The following is a 14,544-nucleotide window of genomic DNA, read 5'->3' on the forward strand; positions in this document are numbered from 1 at the left end:
GTTAGACTCGGCCCGTGCTGCCAGCCGCCGAACCGGCCGGCGCCGTCGGGGCGGGAACAGATCCGGTACCGGGGTCTCCTGGAGCGACGGTGCCGATCCGACCGCTGAGTTTCCGCGAACTGCTCGATGTGCCGTTCGCGCTGATCCAGGCGAACATCCGCGCCCTGGCCGGGTTGAGCGCGACGGGCCTGCTGCTCGCCGAAGCCGTGGTCGTCGCGGTGACCGCGGGCGCCTCCGCGCTCACCGACGGCTCCGACCCCGGCACCGCCTGGGCGGCGATCCTGTCCACCGCGGCCTGCGCGTGGCTGCTGCGGTTCGCGTTACGCGGCACGACCGTGGCCCTGGGGCTCGCGACCGTCGACGGAACCCCGATCGGCCGACGGACCGCGCTGCGCCGATTCGGTGGGACGCTCGGTCCGTTGCTGGTCTTCCAACTGCTGTTCACCATGGTGGGCGTCGGCGTGCTCGCGGTGGGCGGCCTGCTGATCGTGACGCTGCCGCTCGCGGCGATCTGGCTGGGCCGGCTGCGCGCCCGCCGCTGGGTCGCGGTGCCGGTGCTGTTGGTCGAACGCACGACGCATCGCGACGGCGTCGCGCGCGCGAAACTGCTCGCCGAAGGCGCGGAGTGGCCGACCACCGGGCTCTGGATCGCCCAGCGGGCCCTGTTCACGCTGCTCGCCGTCCCACTGCTCGGCATCCCGCTGTTCGTCTCGGACTTCTCCGGCACGCACCGGTGGCCGGTGATCGTGCTGACCACGTCGGCGGTGCTGCTGCTGACGGCATTCGGCGAAGTGGTCGAGGCTTCGTCGCGGGTGGTGTGCTACATCAATCGCCGCTGCCGCAGAGAGGGTTTGGACATTCGCATTCCGAGGCGGGAGGCGCGATGAGCGATCCCGTGCCGATGGAGCCGCGAACGGCCGACCCCGCGCCCAGCACCCCGCGGCTCGGCGCCGCCGCCGATCATCGCGCCGCCGCCGAAACAGCCGCCACGCAGCGGGATTTCGACCGCGCCCTGCGGGAACGTTTCCGCGCCGTGCTGCGCGGCCTGGAACAAGGCGGTGTGCTGGAGGTGCGGCGGTCGCGGACCGCGCGGGAGACCGCCGACGACGTGACGACCGCGTTGCCGCTCGAGACCGCCACCGAGTTCCAGCCCGCCGCACGAAGCTTCGACGAGGTGGTCTACGGCGGACGCCGCGCCACCGAGGACGAATATCGCAGGCTGGAATACGCCGACCGGTTCTCCGGGTCCGCGCCGCCCCCCGCACCGGAACCGGTCGAGATCGAGGCGGTCGAGCAGGAGCCGCGCACCAGGCGAAAACTGCCGCCGCTGCCGAACCTGATGCGCGATCCCAGGTTCTGGGCGGTGCTCGCCGCGACGGCCGCGTTGTTGCTGCTGGTCTACGGCGTCGCGCAGTCCTGCGGCGCGCCGATCGCGCCTACCGCCCCGCCGCCGCAACCGCCGCCGGATCTGCCCGACGTCCCTCCGCCGGACCGCCCCGGCTTCGGGGCGGGTGACGACGCGATCTGGGACCGGCTGCCAGCACCGGTCTTCTACGGCGGCGTGCAGTTCCTGATCGCCGCCGCGCTGGTGGTGTGGTGGCGTGCCCGCAGACGGGGCGCTCTGGTGCGCGAACCCCGCCCCGTCGAAGTGGCCGCGAACGAACTGCTCGGCGGCCAGGCCGCGCTGTATCGCCGCTCGAAGGATCACGAGCACGTCGCCGGAAAGCTGCGGGCGGCCGCGCTGCGCCGCATCCGCACCCCTCTCGGCATCACGGCCGACACCCCGCCGGACCGGATCGTCGCCGTGATCGCCGCGCGCGTCGGCGCCGACCCGGCCCAGATCGGCGCCGCCCTGTTCGGCCCGGTTCCCGATCCCGAGGCCCTCCGGGTGGTCGCCGCTCAGCTCGAATGGATCGAATCGGAGGTCGGATGAGAAGCCCTCGCCCGGTCCTCGCCCGGCTCACCGCCTGCGGGAACGCCCGCGAACCACAGGAGATGGAATGACCAGCACCGAGACCACCCCGACGGCCGAGCAGGCGAGCGCCGCGTTCCATGCTCTGCGCGCCGAGATCGGCAAGGCGGTGGTCGGCAACGACAACGCGGTCATGTACCTGGTGCTCGCGCTGCTGTGCCGCGGCCACGTCCTGCTCGAAGGCGTGCCGGGGGTGGCCAAGACGCTACTGGTGCGGGCGCTGGCCACGGCGCTGGACCTGGAGCACGCGCGGGTGCAGTTCACCCCCGACCTGATGCCCGGCGACGTCACCGGGTCGCAGATCTACGATCCGCACTCCGCCGAGTTCACCTTCCGGCACGGCCCGGTGTTCACCAACCTGCTGCTCGCCGACGAGATCAACCGCACGCCGCCGAAGACCCAGTCGGCCCTGCTCGAGTCGATGGAGGAGCGCCAGGTCTCGGTGGACGGGAAACCACGGCCGCTGCCCGATCCGTTCGTCGTCGTCGCCACCCAGAATCCGATCGAACAGGAGGGCACCTATCCGCTGCCGGAGGCGCAGCTGGACCGGTTCCTGTTCAAGGTGGACATCCACCTGCCCGGTCGCGACGACGAGTTCCGCATCCTGCAACGCCACGCCTCGGGTTTCGATCCGCGCGACCTCACCGCCGCGGGACTGCGTCCGGTCGCGGGCCCGGCGCACATCGCCGCCGCCCGCACCGCGATCGCGCAGACCACGATCAGCCCCGAGGTGCTCGCCTACACCGTCGACGTGTGCCGGGCCACCCGCATCTCGCCCGCCGTACAGCACGGCGCGTCGACCCGTGGCGCGACCGCCCTGATGGCGGCCGCCCGCGCGTTCGCCTGGCTCAACGGGCGCGGGTTCGTCACGCCGGACGATGTGAAGACCGTCGCCGTCGCCGTGCTGCGGCACCGCCTGCACCTGCGCCCGGAGGCCGAACTGGACGGTGTGACCACCGAAGGCGTGCTGTCGTCGCTGCTGCTCTCGGTCCCGGTCCCGGTGTAGCCGATGGTCGTCACCGGTCGGCTGGCCGCCGCGGCAGGCGTGGCGGCCCTGTTCGTCACCCTGGTCCTGCCCTCGGTGGTCGGCGTGGTCGTGGTGACCTGCGTCCTGGCCGCCGGGCTGCTCGTCGATCTCGGCGCTGTGGGGCGGGCGCGCGACCTGTCGCTGTCCCGCGAGGCATTGACCACGGTGCGGCTCGGCCGCTCCGCCGAGGTGGAACTCGTCGCGGTCAACACCGGAGCCCGCAGGCTGCGCGGGACGGTGTGGGACGACTGGCCCGACAGCGCACGCGCCGAGAACGGCGCGCACGTACTGGATCTCGCCCCTGGTACCAAGGTCCGTTTCCGCACCGTGCTCACGCCCACCTACCGCGGCGATCGGGTCGCGGGCCGGATCACGGTGCGACTGATCGGCCCGCTCGGACTGGCGGGCAGGCAGACGAGGCGGGACGTGCCCGCCCGGGTGCGGGCGCTGCCCGCGTTCCGCGCCGAACGGCTGCTGCGGTCGAAAGTCAGAAGGTTGCAGCACCTCGACGGCCGCAATCTGGCCAACCTGCGCGGGCAGGGCACCGAATTCGACTCGTTCCGCGAGTACGTCGCCGGTGACGACGTGCGCGCGATCGACTGGCGCGCCACCGCCCGCGCCACCGACGTCCTGGTCCGCACCTGGCGGCCGGAGCGCAACCGGCACGTGCTGATGCTGCTGGACACCGGCCGGGTCAGCGCGGGCCGGGTCGGCGACGGTACGCGCTTGGACGCGAGCATCGAGGCGGCCCTGCTGCTCGGCGGTCTCGCCGCCGCCGCGGGGGATTCGGTCGACCTGCTCGCCTTCGACCGCCGAGCGCGCGCCGAGGTCCGAGGTGTCGGCGGAAAGGGTCTCCAGCTGAAGTTGATGCACGCGATGGCCGGAATCACTCCCGCCCTCGTCGACACCGACAGCGCCGGACTGGTGCGAGCGGCCATTCAGCGCACTCGCAGGCGCAGCCTGGTCGTCTGGTTCACCAGCTTGGACGGCGCCGCGGTGGAGGAGAACCTGTTGCCTGTGCTGCCGGTCCTGGCGCAACGGCACCGCGTGCTCATCGTCTCGGTGACCGACCCCGATGTCGCCGCGGCGGCCACCCGGCGCGACAACCTGTCCGACCTGTACGCCGCGGCCGCGGCCGAATCCGTGCTCGCCGAACGCGCGCTGGTCCAGGAATCGCTGCGGCGCACCGGGATCGCGGTCGTCGCGGCGTCTCCGGAACGACTGCCGGAGGCCCTGGCGGACGAATATCTGGAGCTGAAACAATCCGGAGCCCTTTGAGTCTTTTCCGCCGGGCGCCGCGGTCTCGTCGAAGCGCGTCCTCGCGCGCCCGCCGAGGAGGATCATGACCCCATGGCCTCAGATCTCGCCGCCTTCGTCCGCGGATTGCCCAAAGCGGAACTGCACCTGCATCTGGAAGGGACGCTGGAGCCGGAGCTGAAGTTCCGCCTCGCCCGGCGCAACGGCATCGAGCTGCCGGAGAAGAGCGTGGAAGAGGTCAAGCAGACCTACCGATTCCATGACCTGACGTCATTCCTCCAGGTCTACTACCCCGCGATGCGCGTGCTACAGCGCCCGGAGGACTTCCACGACCTCGCCTTCGACTATCTGCGCCGAGCGCACGGCCAAGGCGTGCGTCACGCCGAGTTGTTCTTCGATCCGCAGGCGCACACCGGGCGCGGAGTCCCGTTCCCCACGGTGATCAGCGGATACCGGTCGGCGATCGCACGGGCGCGGCGGGAACTGGGGATATCCGCCGAACTGATTTTGTGCTTCCTGCGCGACCATTCCGCGGAGTACGCCATGGCGACGCTGCTGGAAGCGCTGCCGTACAAGAGCTGGATCCTCGGTGTGGGGCTGGATTCCGACGAGCGGGGCAACCCGCCGAGCAAGTTCGCCGCCGTCTTCGAGCGGGCCCGCGCGGAAGGGTTCCTCCTGACGATGCACTGCGACATCGACCAGCCGGATTCGATCGAGCACATCCGCCAGGCGCTGGAGGACATCGCCGTCGACCGCATCGACCACGGCACCAACATCGTGGAGGACGACCGTCTGGTCGAACTGGCCTGCTCCAAGGGGATCGCGCTCACCTGCTGTCCGGTGTCGAACTCCTTCGTCACGGCGCAGATGAAAGCCGAGGAGATCGTCGGTCTACTGAGCCGTGGGCTGACGGTGACGGTCAACAGCGACGACCCCGCGTACTTCGCCGCCTACGTTGCCGACAACTACCTCGCGCTCGCCGAGCAAGGTGGTCTCGGGACCGAGCAGATGGTCGAGTTGGCCCGGAACTCCTTCCGTGCCTCGTGGATCACGCCCGCACGGCAGGACGCCTATCTGCGCGAGATCGACGACTACGTGGCGGCGAACGGCTGACCGGCGCGCGGCGGGAAGACCGGGTACAGCGGCCACGGCAGCACTCGGCGCTGCCGTTCGGCGATGACCGCGCCGAGAATCTGCGACGGCGGACAACCGGCCGGTGGCGCGACGCGCAGCCGGCCGCACACTTCGGCAACGAGCGCCGTCCCCAGCTGGTGTTGCGCCGCGGGCGTGAGGGTGCGCAAGCGGGTCAGGTACTGCCGCACCGCCAGCGCCAGATCTTCCGGTAGTCCGGACAGCTCGAGCTGCGCGCTCCAGCCGGTCAGCCACGGCGGCGCGATCGCGAGCGCGGGCGGCGGCAGCGGGCGCTGCGCGTGCACGACCACGGTGCCGGCGAGCACGTCACCGACCCGCCGCGCATGCGGCGAGCACATCGAGGTGAGCACCGCGATGGCGCCGAACCCGCCCAGCATCCAGAAATCGACGATCGCGCCCGCCAGGCCGCGGGTGAGCGCGTGCCGGAAATCGATCGGCCCGCCGTCCTCGCGCACCACCCGCAGCCCGAGCATCAGCTTGCCCAGTGTTCGTCCCCGCCAAGCGGTCTCACAGGTCACGGGGTACCCGACCAGCACGGTCACGATGGTCACCAGTGCGACCACGTCCAACCAGGCCGAGTCGACGCCCGCAGGCAGCAGCAACGTGACGATCGCGAACAACAGCACGAACCCGAGCGTGCACTGGGCCAGCACGTCGATCAGGAACGCGGTGGCCCTGGTGGGGATGCGGGCGATCGGCAGTTCCAGGGCCACTGCTTCGCCGGTGGTGAACTCAGCCATGTCGATAGCATTCTTGCGACCGGCGGGAGTGGGAGGCAACCGAATGGACGTGGACGCATACAGCCTGGCGCACCGCAGGGCGTGGGACCGGCTCGACTACCTGTCCACCCGGAGCAAGCTCACCGGCGCGGAGGCGGACGAACTCGTCATGCTCTACCGCCGCACCTCCCAGCAGCTGGCGCGGCTGCAGTCACACAGCCCGGACCCGGAGCTGATCGCCGGGCTGAGCGCGCTGCTGGCATGTGCGCGCGGCCGGGTGCTGGGCACGCGAGCCGACACTTGGCAGGAGATCGGACGGTTCTTCAGTCACCGTTTCCCGGCGGCGCTCTATCGGGCATGGCCGTGGTGGGTCGGCGTCGCCGCGGTGTTCCTGTCGGTGTCGGCCGGGTTGGCAGTCTGGGTGGACCGGTTCGATTCGGCCCGCGAGGTGCTCGGAATTCCCGAGGACACAAGGAGCCTCACCGCGCCGGGCGGCGCGTTCGAGACGTACTACTCGGAGCATCCGCAGGAGGCCTTCGCCGCGCAGGTATGGACGAACAACGCATGGGTGACGGCGATCGCCTTGTTCACCGGCGTCTTGATCCTGCCCGCGGTCTACCTGCTGTTCATGAACGCGCTCAACCTGGGTGTCAGCGCGGGCCTGATGGCTGATGCGGGGCGGCTGGATTCGTTCTTCGGCTTCATCCTTCCGCACGGCACGCTGGAGCTGACCGCGGTGTTCGTCGCGGGCGGCGTCGGCCTGAAACTCGGTTGGACGCTGATCGATCCGGGTCGGCTCAGCCGGGTGGAGGCGGTGGCCAGGCAGGGCCGGGCGACCGCGACCGTAGCGCTCGGCCTGGTCGGAGTGTTGCTGATCTGTGGCTTCATCGAAGGTTTCGTGACGCCGAGCCCGTTACCCACACCGATTCGCATCGCGATCGGATTCACTGCCGAGGCGTTGTTCCTGGTGTACGTGTTCGGGGTGGGACGCCGCGCGGTCACGGAGCAGGCGAAGCCCGGTGCCGAGTCATCGGACGATCATCTGACCACTGTGACGCAGCCAACATTCAGCACACGCTGGGTGAAGTGACTGGGACAATCGGCAGCTAAGCGGCGCCAGATCGGTTCGGAAGTCCCCCATTTGAGTTCCGCTGGCCGCAGCGAGTCGCTGCTCTAGCTGCGGCCAGCGTTACCGTCAACTCTACACAACCGTTATCCCTACGCAACCCTGCCTGTCGAGGTCAAGCGTATAAAGCAGCACCCCAGCAAACCCTTGCGGCAGCACCTTTTCGCCCCGTGCCAGCTAACCGCATGCGACTAGGGCGACCATGATTTCGGCGACCGGGCACCGCTCCGGCGACTCCGCCGGAATAGTCACGGGGAATACGTCACGGCAATGAATCGGAACTCGCCTCGGGCGTTAGCGGAGCGTTTCGATAGACCCCTCCATGGTTGCTGACACCCCTTCCCACCTGCACGTTCATTTGCGCGAAAGGACAGTTGCTGGTCACCGTCCAATGGAAAGAGACCAGAAGTTTGTTTACGCGGTAATAAACCGGGTAAAGACATAGCGGCACGCCGGGAAGACCGGGCAGTTCCCCGACAGGCTCCGCATTAACCAGTGAGTGAAAAGGATCCAGTTCACCCACTCGGCACGTCCGATTCAGCACCGGAGCCGCAACCATAACGAGGCATGTGATCTTCGCCTCACCTGCCGTTACCGAGCGTCGAACCGCGCGAAATCGACGCCGTGACACCCGACTTGGAGTGACCCACGTCACTGTCGACGCACGGCCATGCCGCACTCCAACGCCCGAACCGGACCGTCGCAACGGCAGTCCGCGACTCGAATCACTCCGCGAAAGTGACCTGAATCACCTTGAGGGTGATAGGGGGCTCAACCGACGCGCAGTATCCCGGTGACCGTGCCTTGCAACAGACGGCCGTCGTGTGTGATCAACGGTGCGGTCTCCAGCGGATCGTCGACGATGGTGCCGGGCAGCGGATGCGATGCGGTGACCGCACCGGTTTCGGGGTCGAGAACGGTGAACGCGTACCCGTCCACGGGCGTGGCGTGATCGGAACCGACGCGAGCGACCGTGTAGAGCGCGCCGTCGGTGGTGGACAGCCGCGGAACGGCGGCACTCCGAACCTTGTTCTCCCACATCACGTGGCATCCGTCAGCGGAGACGTCGACTCGCGTCATCCCCCCGGTAAAAGGAGCGTTCGGCGGCGACGCGGGCCCCGCCCCTTCGGGCAGCGCCGGATACGGGTAGCCGTATGTGCTCGCCACGAAGATCGAGCGGCCGATGCCGACGGGTGAATTCTCGCTGCCGGCCCCACCTTCGCCGAGCACCGGAACTGTGCACATCAATTCGCCTGTTCCGGAACGGAATACCAAGGCATGCACCTGCCCGTCGGCGTTGTCGACGATGGTCAGATAGTCCGCACCGGTCTCGGGACCGAAGTAGGTGGGCGTCGACCCGGTGCCCCAGCTGAGCTGTCCCGGCTTGCGCGCCGATCCCCGGTCGTAGGCCGCGCGCCACGCGATCTCCGGAGCGCCGGATGGGCCGACGCGCAGTTCGTACAGCGCGTGCGTCGTCGCCACCGCGACCTGTCCACGCGGAGCCGCCGAGATGCTGTTCGCCACCTGCTCCCCCGCGGGCAGCGTCAACGCGGTGACCAGCCCGGCCGGGGTGACGAATCCGACCACTCCCCGGCCGGTCGCGAACCACACGTTGCCCGACCAGTCCGGAACGAGTCCCGTCACGTTGTCCCCCGACGGGATCACCGACCCGAGGTCGGCGGACTCTTCGCTGATCAGCCGCCACGCTCCCGCCGCGTCACGCTCGTGCCGCACCCGGAGCAACCGGTCGGTGCCGTCCACGACCACCAGACGGTCGTCCTGATCGAGGTAGGCGTACACACCGCCGAGCAGACTGCCCTTGGTCAACGGCAGCGCGGCGAGCGATGGCGCCAACAGGCCCGGCGCCGCCGGATCGAGCAAATGCACCGTCGGGGTCTGTCCCGCGATCGCGGTGCACAGGGCGACCACGAGTCGGTCCGATCCCTCCAGCAGGGTGGGGCACGCCGAGGCCAGCGGGTACGCGCCGATCGCCGCGGCGCGGGCGTCCGGACCGGCGAGCGGTGTCGCGTCCGAGGACCCCGCGTCACCGTGCATGGTGGCGGTGCCGGTCGGCCCCAGGAAAGGATTCGGCGGCGCGAGCGGACCCCATGGCCCAGCCGCCGACGCGGGCTGAGCCGCCAGCAATGCCAGCACGCAGGCGGCGAGGAGGGTCATCGGCCGACGCATCGCGGTCCTCTTTCGCTGGGCAACGCGGTATCCGAACGGATGCCGGAGAGAACAGTATTCGGGTATTCGCCGCGCCACCCGGCACAACGGGGGCCGATACGATGACGCGCATGAACTCGGTTCGGGGCCGTCTGTTGTCCACACTCGCCGGTCAACTCGGGAATCCCCACGGCGTGCTCGGCAAAGGTGTCGCCTTCGTACTCAATCGCAGCAACAAGCCCGCCATTACGGGGGCGGTGGAGGCCGCCGCCGTCGCGCCGGGCGGCACCGTGGCCGACGTCGGGTTCGGTGGTGGAGCGGGGCTTTCCCTGTTGCTCGAGCGGGTCGGCGCGGGAGGCGTCGTGCACGGCGTGGAGATCTCCGCCGACATGCTGGCACGCGCCCGCTCGGGTCATGGCAGCGACATCGATGCCGGTCGTCTGCGGCTGGTGGAGGGCTCGCTCACCGCGCTGCCGCTGCCGGACGACAGCCTCGATGCCGCGATCACCGTCAACACCGTGTACTTCGTGCCGGACCTGGCTGTGGCCTGCGCCGAACTCGCCAGGGTGGTCCGGCCGGGCGGCCGTCTGGTGATCGGCATCGGCGATCCGGACGCGATGGCAAAGCTTCCGTTCACGTCGTACGGGTTCACCCTGCGCCCGGTCCCGGAGGTGGTCGCGGCGCTGGAACAGGCGGGCTGCACCGTCGAGCAACGAAGGCTCGCGAGCACGCCGATTCCGCACCATTTGCTGGTGGCGATGCCCCGCTGACTACATCAGCGCGCCGCCGTCGACCCGGATCTCGGTGCCGGTCATGTATTTGCCGTCGTCGGAGGCGACCATCGCGACCACCCCGGCGATGTCCTCCGGGCTGCCGAGCGCTCCCCCGTTGAGCCATCCGGTCATCCGGGAGAACAGCTGCGGATCGAAACCCTCGGGCTGATCCAGGATGGACTTCGTCGTGATACCGCTGGTGATGCCTGCCGGAACGATGTTCACCGCGCGCAAGCCCTGCTTGGCGTACTCCAGGGCGATCGCGTGTGTGAAGGCGTTCACGCCGCCCTTGGACGCCGCGTAGGAGGCGAGGTAGGGCGCCGCGCTGAAGGCCGCGGTAGAGGAGATGTTGACCACCACGCCGCGTCCGGTGTCCAGCAGAGCGGGCAGCGCGGCCTGGGTCATGAGGAAGGTGCCGGTGAGATTCACCCGGATCACCTGGTCCCACACCTCGAGCGGCATCTCGTGGGTGCGCGCGGGCCGCAGGATGCCCGCCGCGTTGACCAGCACGTCCAGTCCGCCGAGGAACTCCAGCGCCGCTGCGATCGCGGTGCGCACCGACTCCGGGTCGGCGGTGTCGACCGCTACCGTTCGCAGTCGTTCCGCGCCGTCGCCCGCCTTCTCCGCGGTGGCCGCCAGACCCGCCGCGTCGATGTCGGCGGCGACCAACTGCGCCCCCTCGTCCAGCAGCCGCAGGGCGATGCCCTGACCGATGCCGGATCCCGCTCCCGTCACCACCACGCGGCGGCCGTCAAATCTGCGCATGCCAAAAATTAGAACACGTTCTCATCGAGCGTCAAGGGACTTCGCCGCGCTCCCCGGCTATTCGCAGCACCATCGCCGCCGTCGCGGCGCCGTACGCACGGCTGGCCGAGCCCGGCCGATCCGCCGGATAGTTGGAGCGATGCGTGACGACGACGCCGTTGGGCAGGGTGACCGTCTCGTCCGGCACGGTCGCGACGCAGTTGCCGCCCGCCTTGGCCACCAGGTCGACGATCACGGTTCCCGAGCCGAGCAGGTCCAGCGCCGCCGGTCCGAGCAGGCGAGGCGCCGGGGATCCGCGGTGCACGGCCGTGCAGACGACCAGATCGGGCGGCGTCGCGGCGAGCGTGTCCAGCAGTGCCGCGTTGTCGTCCCGGTTCGGCACGAATTTCCCCGCGCCCGCCCCGATCGCGGCCACTCGTTGTTCGATGCGGTTGCCGACCGCCGTCGGCCGCTCGTCGCCGAACGTGCGCGCGGCCGCGATGGCGGCGAGACCGGCGGCCCCGCACCCCAGCACGAAGGCACGGACCGGGCCGGCCAGCCGCCCGGGAGCGAGCAGCCGCCTGCCTTCGGCGTAACCCACCGCGCCCGCGATCCGGCTCATGGTGGACAGCGCGTCGAACTCGGTGGTCGTGTCGTCGCGTGGCACCGCGTCGAAGGCGACCGATTCGATGCCGCGGCGGCGCAACCGGTCGATCTCGTCGCGCCGGTGGTGCGGATCCTGGAAGCCGAGCAGCGTCGTCCCCGCGCGCAGCGGCATCGAGTCGAGTTCGAACGCGGGCGGTTTCACCCAGACGACGATGCCCGCGCGCTCGAACACCGCCGCGCGATCCTCGAGGACGACCGCCCCGGACGCGCTGTAGTCCTCGTCCGCGAAACCCGCGCCTTGTCCCGCGCCTTCCTGCACGAGAACGCGGAGTCCCGCTGCCGACAGCGTGCGCACCTCGTCCGGGGTGAGCGCCACGCGAGTCTCCCGCGACGCGGTCTCGCGCAGCACTCCGACGATCATCGCGCGGCCCCGGGCTCCGCCACCAGAGCGGTCAGGCCGCGATCGGCGAGCGCGTCGCGATAGGTGAGCCCGCCGACGATGTCGCGAATCAATTGCTCCAGCCGGTCGAAGAGTTCCTCGATCAAAGCGGGCGACTCGTGTCGCGGCGCCTTGCGCGGAGCGAGGACGTTCAACCGGACACCGGGACGCAGCGAGCCGGTCCGGTCCAGCGCGACGCTGTCGACGCCGGCCACGGCGAGCAACAGGTCCTCCACCTGCGCACTCGTGTGCACACCCGCCTTGTCGAGCAGCGCGGGGTCGAAAACCACCGAGACGAACATGCCTTCCGGGTTGCCCAACGGTCGCAGCACGTCGGTTCCCAGCCGGGTGTTGATCGCGGCGATCCGGCCGCATGTCCGATCGATCTGCGCGCGCATCAGCGCGTGATTGCGGTCGAAGTAGTCCTCAGAGGTGTGCTCCAGGATGGCGCGGGCCAGATGGGTGGTCTCGCGCTGGAACGAAATCGTGAGCCGTTCCCTGATCCGCGCCAGCCACGCGCCGTCGCCGGTGCAGGCGGCACCCATTTTGCACGGGCCGAAGGCGTTGTAGCCCTTCGAGTTCCCCGTGATGGTCAGCACCACGTCGTACAGCCGCCGGATGCCCTGCTCGGTCTCCACGTGCAGTGCCGCGATCGGGATGTGCGAGGCCACCAGCCGGTCGAAGGCCATGTCGCAGATCACCGGAACACCGCAGTCGAGCAGCACCCGCCCGAGTTCCGCCAGCTCCGTGGCCGTGTAATCCGCGACGACAGGGTTGCCCGGCAGCGTGAGCAGCACGCCGCACAGTTCGCCCGTCGCCCGCAGTTCCGCGAGGCAGCGGGCCAGCCGTGCCGGATCGATCTTGAACGCGTCGTCCGGAGCCACCGGGCACGAGACGATTCGCAAGCCGAATTTCTCCACGTGGATGCTGGAACTCTTGTAGAAGCCCTCCGGGCACACGATCACCCCGCCCGGCCTGGCGAGGGTGGCCACCGCCTCCTCGAGCAACATCGTGCTCGAGTACGGGCAGACGATCACCTCCTCCGGGCGCACCCGGACGCCGGGCACCCCTTCCACCGGATGCGACAGGCGCTCGAACAGCTTGCGGGCCGCGAGTTCCCGCAGAATCAGCGGCTGCCGCTTGTCGTAGAGCCTGCCGTCGAGGTAGTCCGCCGGGGGTGCGATGTGCAGGCTTTCGCGCCATGCCCGGTCCAGCGCCGCGACCGCATGCGCGTCCGGAGCCCGGCCGGTTTCGCCGTGGTAGGCGTCGATGACGCCCGAGTAGCGGCGGCCACCGGTCCCGGCGAACCAGGTGTCTCTCGAAAGGTGGCCGCGCACTTCACGTTTCCTGGCCTCGGAGCGATTGGTCAGCCTCGCCAGGTCGGCGAGCGGATCGGTGAGCACCTGGCTCTGAGTCACGGAACCTCGCCTTCTGAAGAGTCTCCCGGTGCGGGCATGGTGTTCCATTTCTCCTGGAGTGCGGCGCGGAACAGGCTCCGGCAGTTGCCCTCGGTGAGTCGTTCGAACTCCGCCAGCGGCGGCTGCGCGACGATCTGGTCCACCACGATGGCCGAACCGGCGCGCCGGAGGTCGTAGAGTTTCTCGAACCGCCGGACCGCGAACGCGACATCGTGCTTCAGCGCGGAGAAGCGCGTCGCGACCCGAGCCTGACGCGAGTAGTCGTACTCGCCCACCGCGACGTAGCGATCATCGACTACGAGCATGCTCTGCGCGTTGCGCGCATATTCGCGCTTGACCAGCACGCTTTCCACGCCCGATCGGGCTTGCTTCCACAGTTTGTCGTCGTAGGGCCAGACGTCCGAGATGTCGTCGAGCACATACATCCGCCGTACATCGATCTTCGGTGGATGGGTCGTGTCGGCCAGGCGCAGAATCGCCGCGTGATAGTCGTCGCCGACGTCGCCGCCGATCGTGCCCAGGTCCGCGGTGTGAATCGCGCGCACCGACGTGGTGGCCTGCTCCAGGATCGTCAGCCAGTCGGTGACGGTATTCCATTCCCATACCGTCGCGCTGCGCGAGGGAATCTGCGCGAGGATCTCCTCGGCGCGCTCCAATTGCCGATCGGCGACCAGGCGCAGCGGCTCGATCTCCGCCCGCGCTCCGGAGGCATCGATCAGGCTCTGCGCGATACTCAGTGCGCGCGAGACCAATTGAGGGTCCTTGCCGAGCAGGACGTTGAATCGCATCCGCAGGTCGTAGTAGGCGCTGCTGGTCGGATCGGTCGCGGGATCGGCGCTGCCATCGGTCGGCAACTCCGCGCCGAGCGCCAGACTCAGACGTTCGCGCAGCGCCAGCGGCGGAATCCTGCTGCCGTTCTCGATCTGCTGAATCAGGCTGCGGGAGCAGCCCGCTCTGGTGGCGAGCGACGCTTGGGTGTAGCCGCGCTCCAGTCGTAGCCTGCGGACCAGGTTGCCGACCTGCTCGTCCGAGCCCGAGTCAGCCATTCCGCGCCTCCCATTCTGCGCCTTGCATACGCATGCTCACGGAGTATCACGATGCGACATTTTAGTCACCAAGTGTCAAGCGGTGTCGGATGTATCGCG

Annotated in this window: 13 protein-coding genes; 7 read left to right on the forward strand and 6 right to left on the reverse strand. The window is 69.4% G+C overall.

Annotated features, from left to right (window positions below):
- Positions 1–89: 89 nt before the first annotated feature.
- From ABZW96_RS10595 to add, 5 genes are all read left to right on the forward strand, one after another.
- On the forward strand, positions 90–887 hold the full coding sequence (locus tag ABZW96_RS10595) for a hypothetical protein (RefSeq protein ID WP_355073348.1): 798 nt from the start codon (positions 90–92) through the stop codon (positions 885–887).
- Positions 884–1,933, forward strand: coding sequence for a DUF4129 domain-containing protein (locus ABZW96_RS10600; RefSeq protein WP_355073350.1), 1,050 nt, complete (start codon positions 884–886; stop codon positions 1,931–1,933). The genes ABZW96_RS10595 and ABZW96_RS10600 overlap by 4 nt, the downstream gene beginning before the upstream one ends.
- 67 nt (positions 1,934–2,000) lie before the next feature.
- Positions 2,001–2,978 carry a MoxR family ATPase gene (locus tag ABZW96_RS10605; RefSeq protein ID WP_355073352.1) on the forward strand — a complete coding sequence of 326 codons (978 nt, stop codon included), beginning with the start codon at positions 2,001–2,003 and terminating at the stop codon, positions 2,976–2,978.
- A gap of 3 nt (positions 2,979–2,981) precedes the next feature.
- The gene (locus tag ABZW96_RS10610) at positions 2,982–4,277 is read left to right on the forward strand and encodes a DUF58 domain-containing protein (protein ID WP_355073353.1); all 1,296 of its coding nucleotides are present in this window, start codon (positions 2,982–2,984) and stop codon (positions 4,275–4,277) included.
- Positions 4,278–4,349: 72 nt separating this feature from the next.
- Positions 4,350–5,369 carry an adenosine deaminase gene (add, locus tag ABZW96_RS10615; RefSeq protein ID WP_355073355.1) on the forward strand — a complete coding sequence of 340 codons (1,020 nt, stop codon included), beginning with the start codon at positions 4,350–4,352 and terminating at the stop codon, positions 5,367–5,369.
- Here add and ABZW96_RS10620 read toward each other — a convergent pair.
- A complete protein-coding gene (locus ABZW96_RS10620) occupies positions 5,348–6,148 on the reverse strand; it encodes an RDD family protein (protein WP_355073357.1) in 801 nt (266 codons plus the stop codon). The two genes, add and ABZW96_RS10620, sit on opposite strands and share 22 nt — an antisense overlap.
- A 43-nt stretch (positions 6,149–6,191) precedes the next feature.
- Here ABZW96_RS10620 and ABZW96_RS10625 point away from each other — a divergent pair, with 43 nt between their 5' ends.
- Complete coding sequence (locus tag ABZW96_RS10625; protein ID WP_355073358.1) at positions 6,192–7,217, forward strand: stage II sporulation protein M; 1,026 nt, start codon at positions 6,192–6,194, stop codon at positions 7,215–7,217.
- 807 nt (positions 7,218–8,024) lie between these two features.
- Here the strand turns inward: ABZW96_RS10625 and ABZW96_RS10630 are convergent.
- Positions 8,025–9,440, reverse strand: coding sequence for a hypothetical protein (locus ABZW96_RS10630; RefSeq protein ID WP_355073360.1), 1,416 nt, complete (start codon positions 9,438–9,440; stop codon positions 8,025–8,027).
- Between the two features lie 110 nt (positions 9,441–9,550).
- On the opposite strand from ABZW96_RS10630, the gene ABZW96_RS10635 reads away from it, so the two are divergent.
- Entirely contained in the window at positions 9,551–10,189 is a 639-nt protein-coding gene (locus ABZW96_RS10635) for a methyltransferase domain-containing protein (RefSeq protein ID WP_355073362.1), read from the forward strand.
- Here ABZW96_RS10635 and ABZW96_RS10640 read toward each other — a convergent pair whose 3' ends face one another.
- The 4 genes from ABZW96_RS10640 to ABZW96_RS10655 are packed head-to-tail and all read right to left on the reverse strand — an operon-like array spanning position 10,190 to position 14,445.
- Positions 10,190–10,957: an SDR family NAD(P)-dependent oxidoreductase gene (locus ABZW96_RS10640; RefSeq protein WP_355073364.1), complete on the reverse strand. Its 768-nt coding sequence runs from the start codon at positions 10,955–10,957 to the stop codon at positions 10,190–10,192.
- A gap of 31 nt (positions 10,958–10,988) precedes the next feature.
- Positions 10,989–11,963 carry a hypothetical protein gene (locus ABZW96_RS10645; protein ID WP_355073365.1) on the reverse strand — a complete coding sequence of 325 codons (975 nt, stop codon included), beginning with the start codon at positions 11,961–11,963 and terminating at the stop codon, positions 10,989–10,991.
- Positions 11,960–13,399 (reverse strand): pyridoxal phosphate-dependent aminotransferase, encoded by a 1,440-nt coding sequence (locus tag ABZW96_RS10650; RefSeq protein WP_355073367.1) that lies wholly within the window; start codon positions 13,397–13,399, stop codon positions 11,960–11,962. The genes ABZW96_RS10645 and ABZW96_RS10650 overlap by 4 nt, the downstream gene beginning before the upstream one ends.
- Complete coding sequence (locus ABZW96_RS10655) at positions 13,396–14,445, reverse strand: helix-turn-helix transcriptional regulator (RefSeq protein WP_355073368.1); 1,050 nt, start codon at positions 14,443–14,445, stop codon at positions 13,396–13,398. The genes ABZW96_RS10650 and ABZW96_RS10655 overlap by 4 nt, the downstream gene beginning before the upstream one ends.
- Positions 14,446–14,544 lie beyond the last annotated feature (99 nt).

The sequence above is a fragment of the Nocardia sp. NPDC004168 genome (assembly GCF_040610355.1).
Lineage (GTDB): Bacteria > Actinomycetota > Actinomycetes > Mycobacteriales > Mycobacteriaceae > Nocardia > Nocardia sichangensis.

What these genes read in the sequence shown, in the direction of transcription:
- ABZW96_RS10600 (WP_355073350.1), top strand. Translation starts at nt 884, where the DNA reads ATGAGCGATCCCGTGCCGATGGAGCCGCGAACGGCCGACCCCGCGCCC.
- ABZW96_RS10605 (WP_355073352.1), top strand. Translation starts at nt 2,001, where the DNA reads ATGACCAGCACCGAGACCACCCCGACGGCCGAGCAGGCGAGCGCCGCG.
- ABZW96_RS10610 (WP_355073353.1), top strand. Translation starts at nt 2,982, where the DNA reads ATGGTCGTCACCGGTCGGCTGGCCGCCGCGGCAGGCGTGGCGGCCCTG.
- add (WP_355073355.1), top strand. Translation starts at nt 4,350, where the DNA reads ATGGCCTCAGATCTCGCCGCCTTCGTCCGCGGATTGCCCAAAGCGGAA.
- ABZW96_RS10620 (WP_355073357.1), bottom strand. Translation starts at nt 6,148, where the DNA reads ATGGCTGAGTTCACCACCGGCGAAGCAGTGGCCCTGGAACTGCCGATC.
- ABZW96_RS10625 (WP_355073358.1), top strand. Translation starts at nt 6,192, where the DNA reads ATGGACGTGGACGCATACAGCCTGGCGCACCGCAGGGCGTGGGACCGG.
- ABZW96_RS10630 (WP_355073360.1), bottom strand. Translation starts at nt 9,440, where the DNA reads ATGCGTCGGCCGATGACCCTCCTCGCCGCCTGCGTGCTGGCATTGCTG.
- ABZW96_RS10635 (WP_355073362.1), top strand. Translation starts at nt 9,551, where the DNA reads ATGAACTCGGTTCGGGGCCGTCTGTTGTCCACACTCGCCGGTCAACTC.
- ABZW96_RS10640 (WP_355073364.1), bottom strand. Translation starts at nt 10,957, where the DNA reads ATGCGCAGATTTGACGGCCGCCGCGTGGTGGTGACGGGAGCGGGATCC.
- ABZW96_RS10645 (WP_355073365.1), bottom strand. Translation starts at nt 11,963, where the DNA reads ATGATCGTCGGAGTGCTGCGCGAGACCGCGTCGCGGGAGACTCGCGTG.
- ABZW96_RS10655 (WP_355073368.1), bottom strand. Translation starts at nt 14,445, where the DNA reads ATGGCTGACTCGGGCTCGGACGAGCAGGTCGGCAACCTGGTCCGCAGG.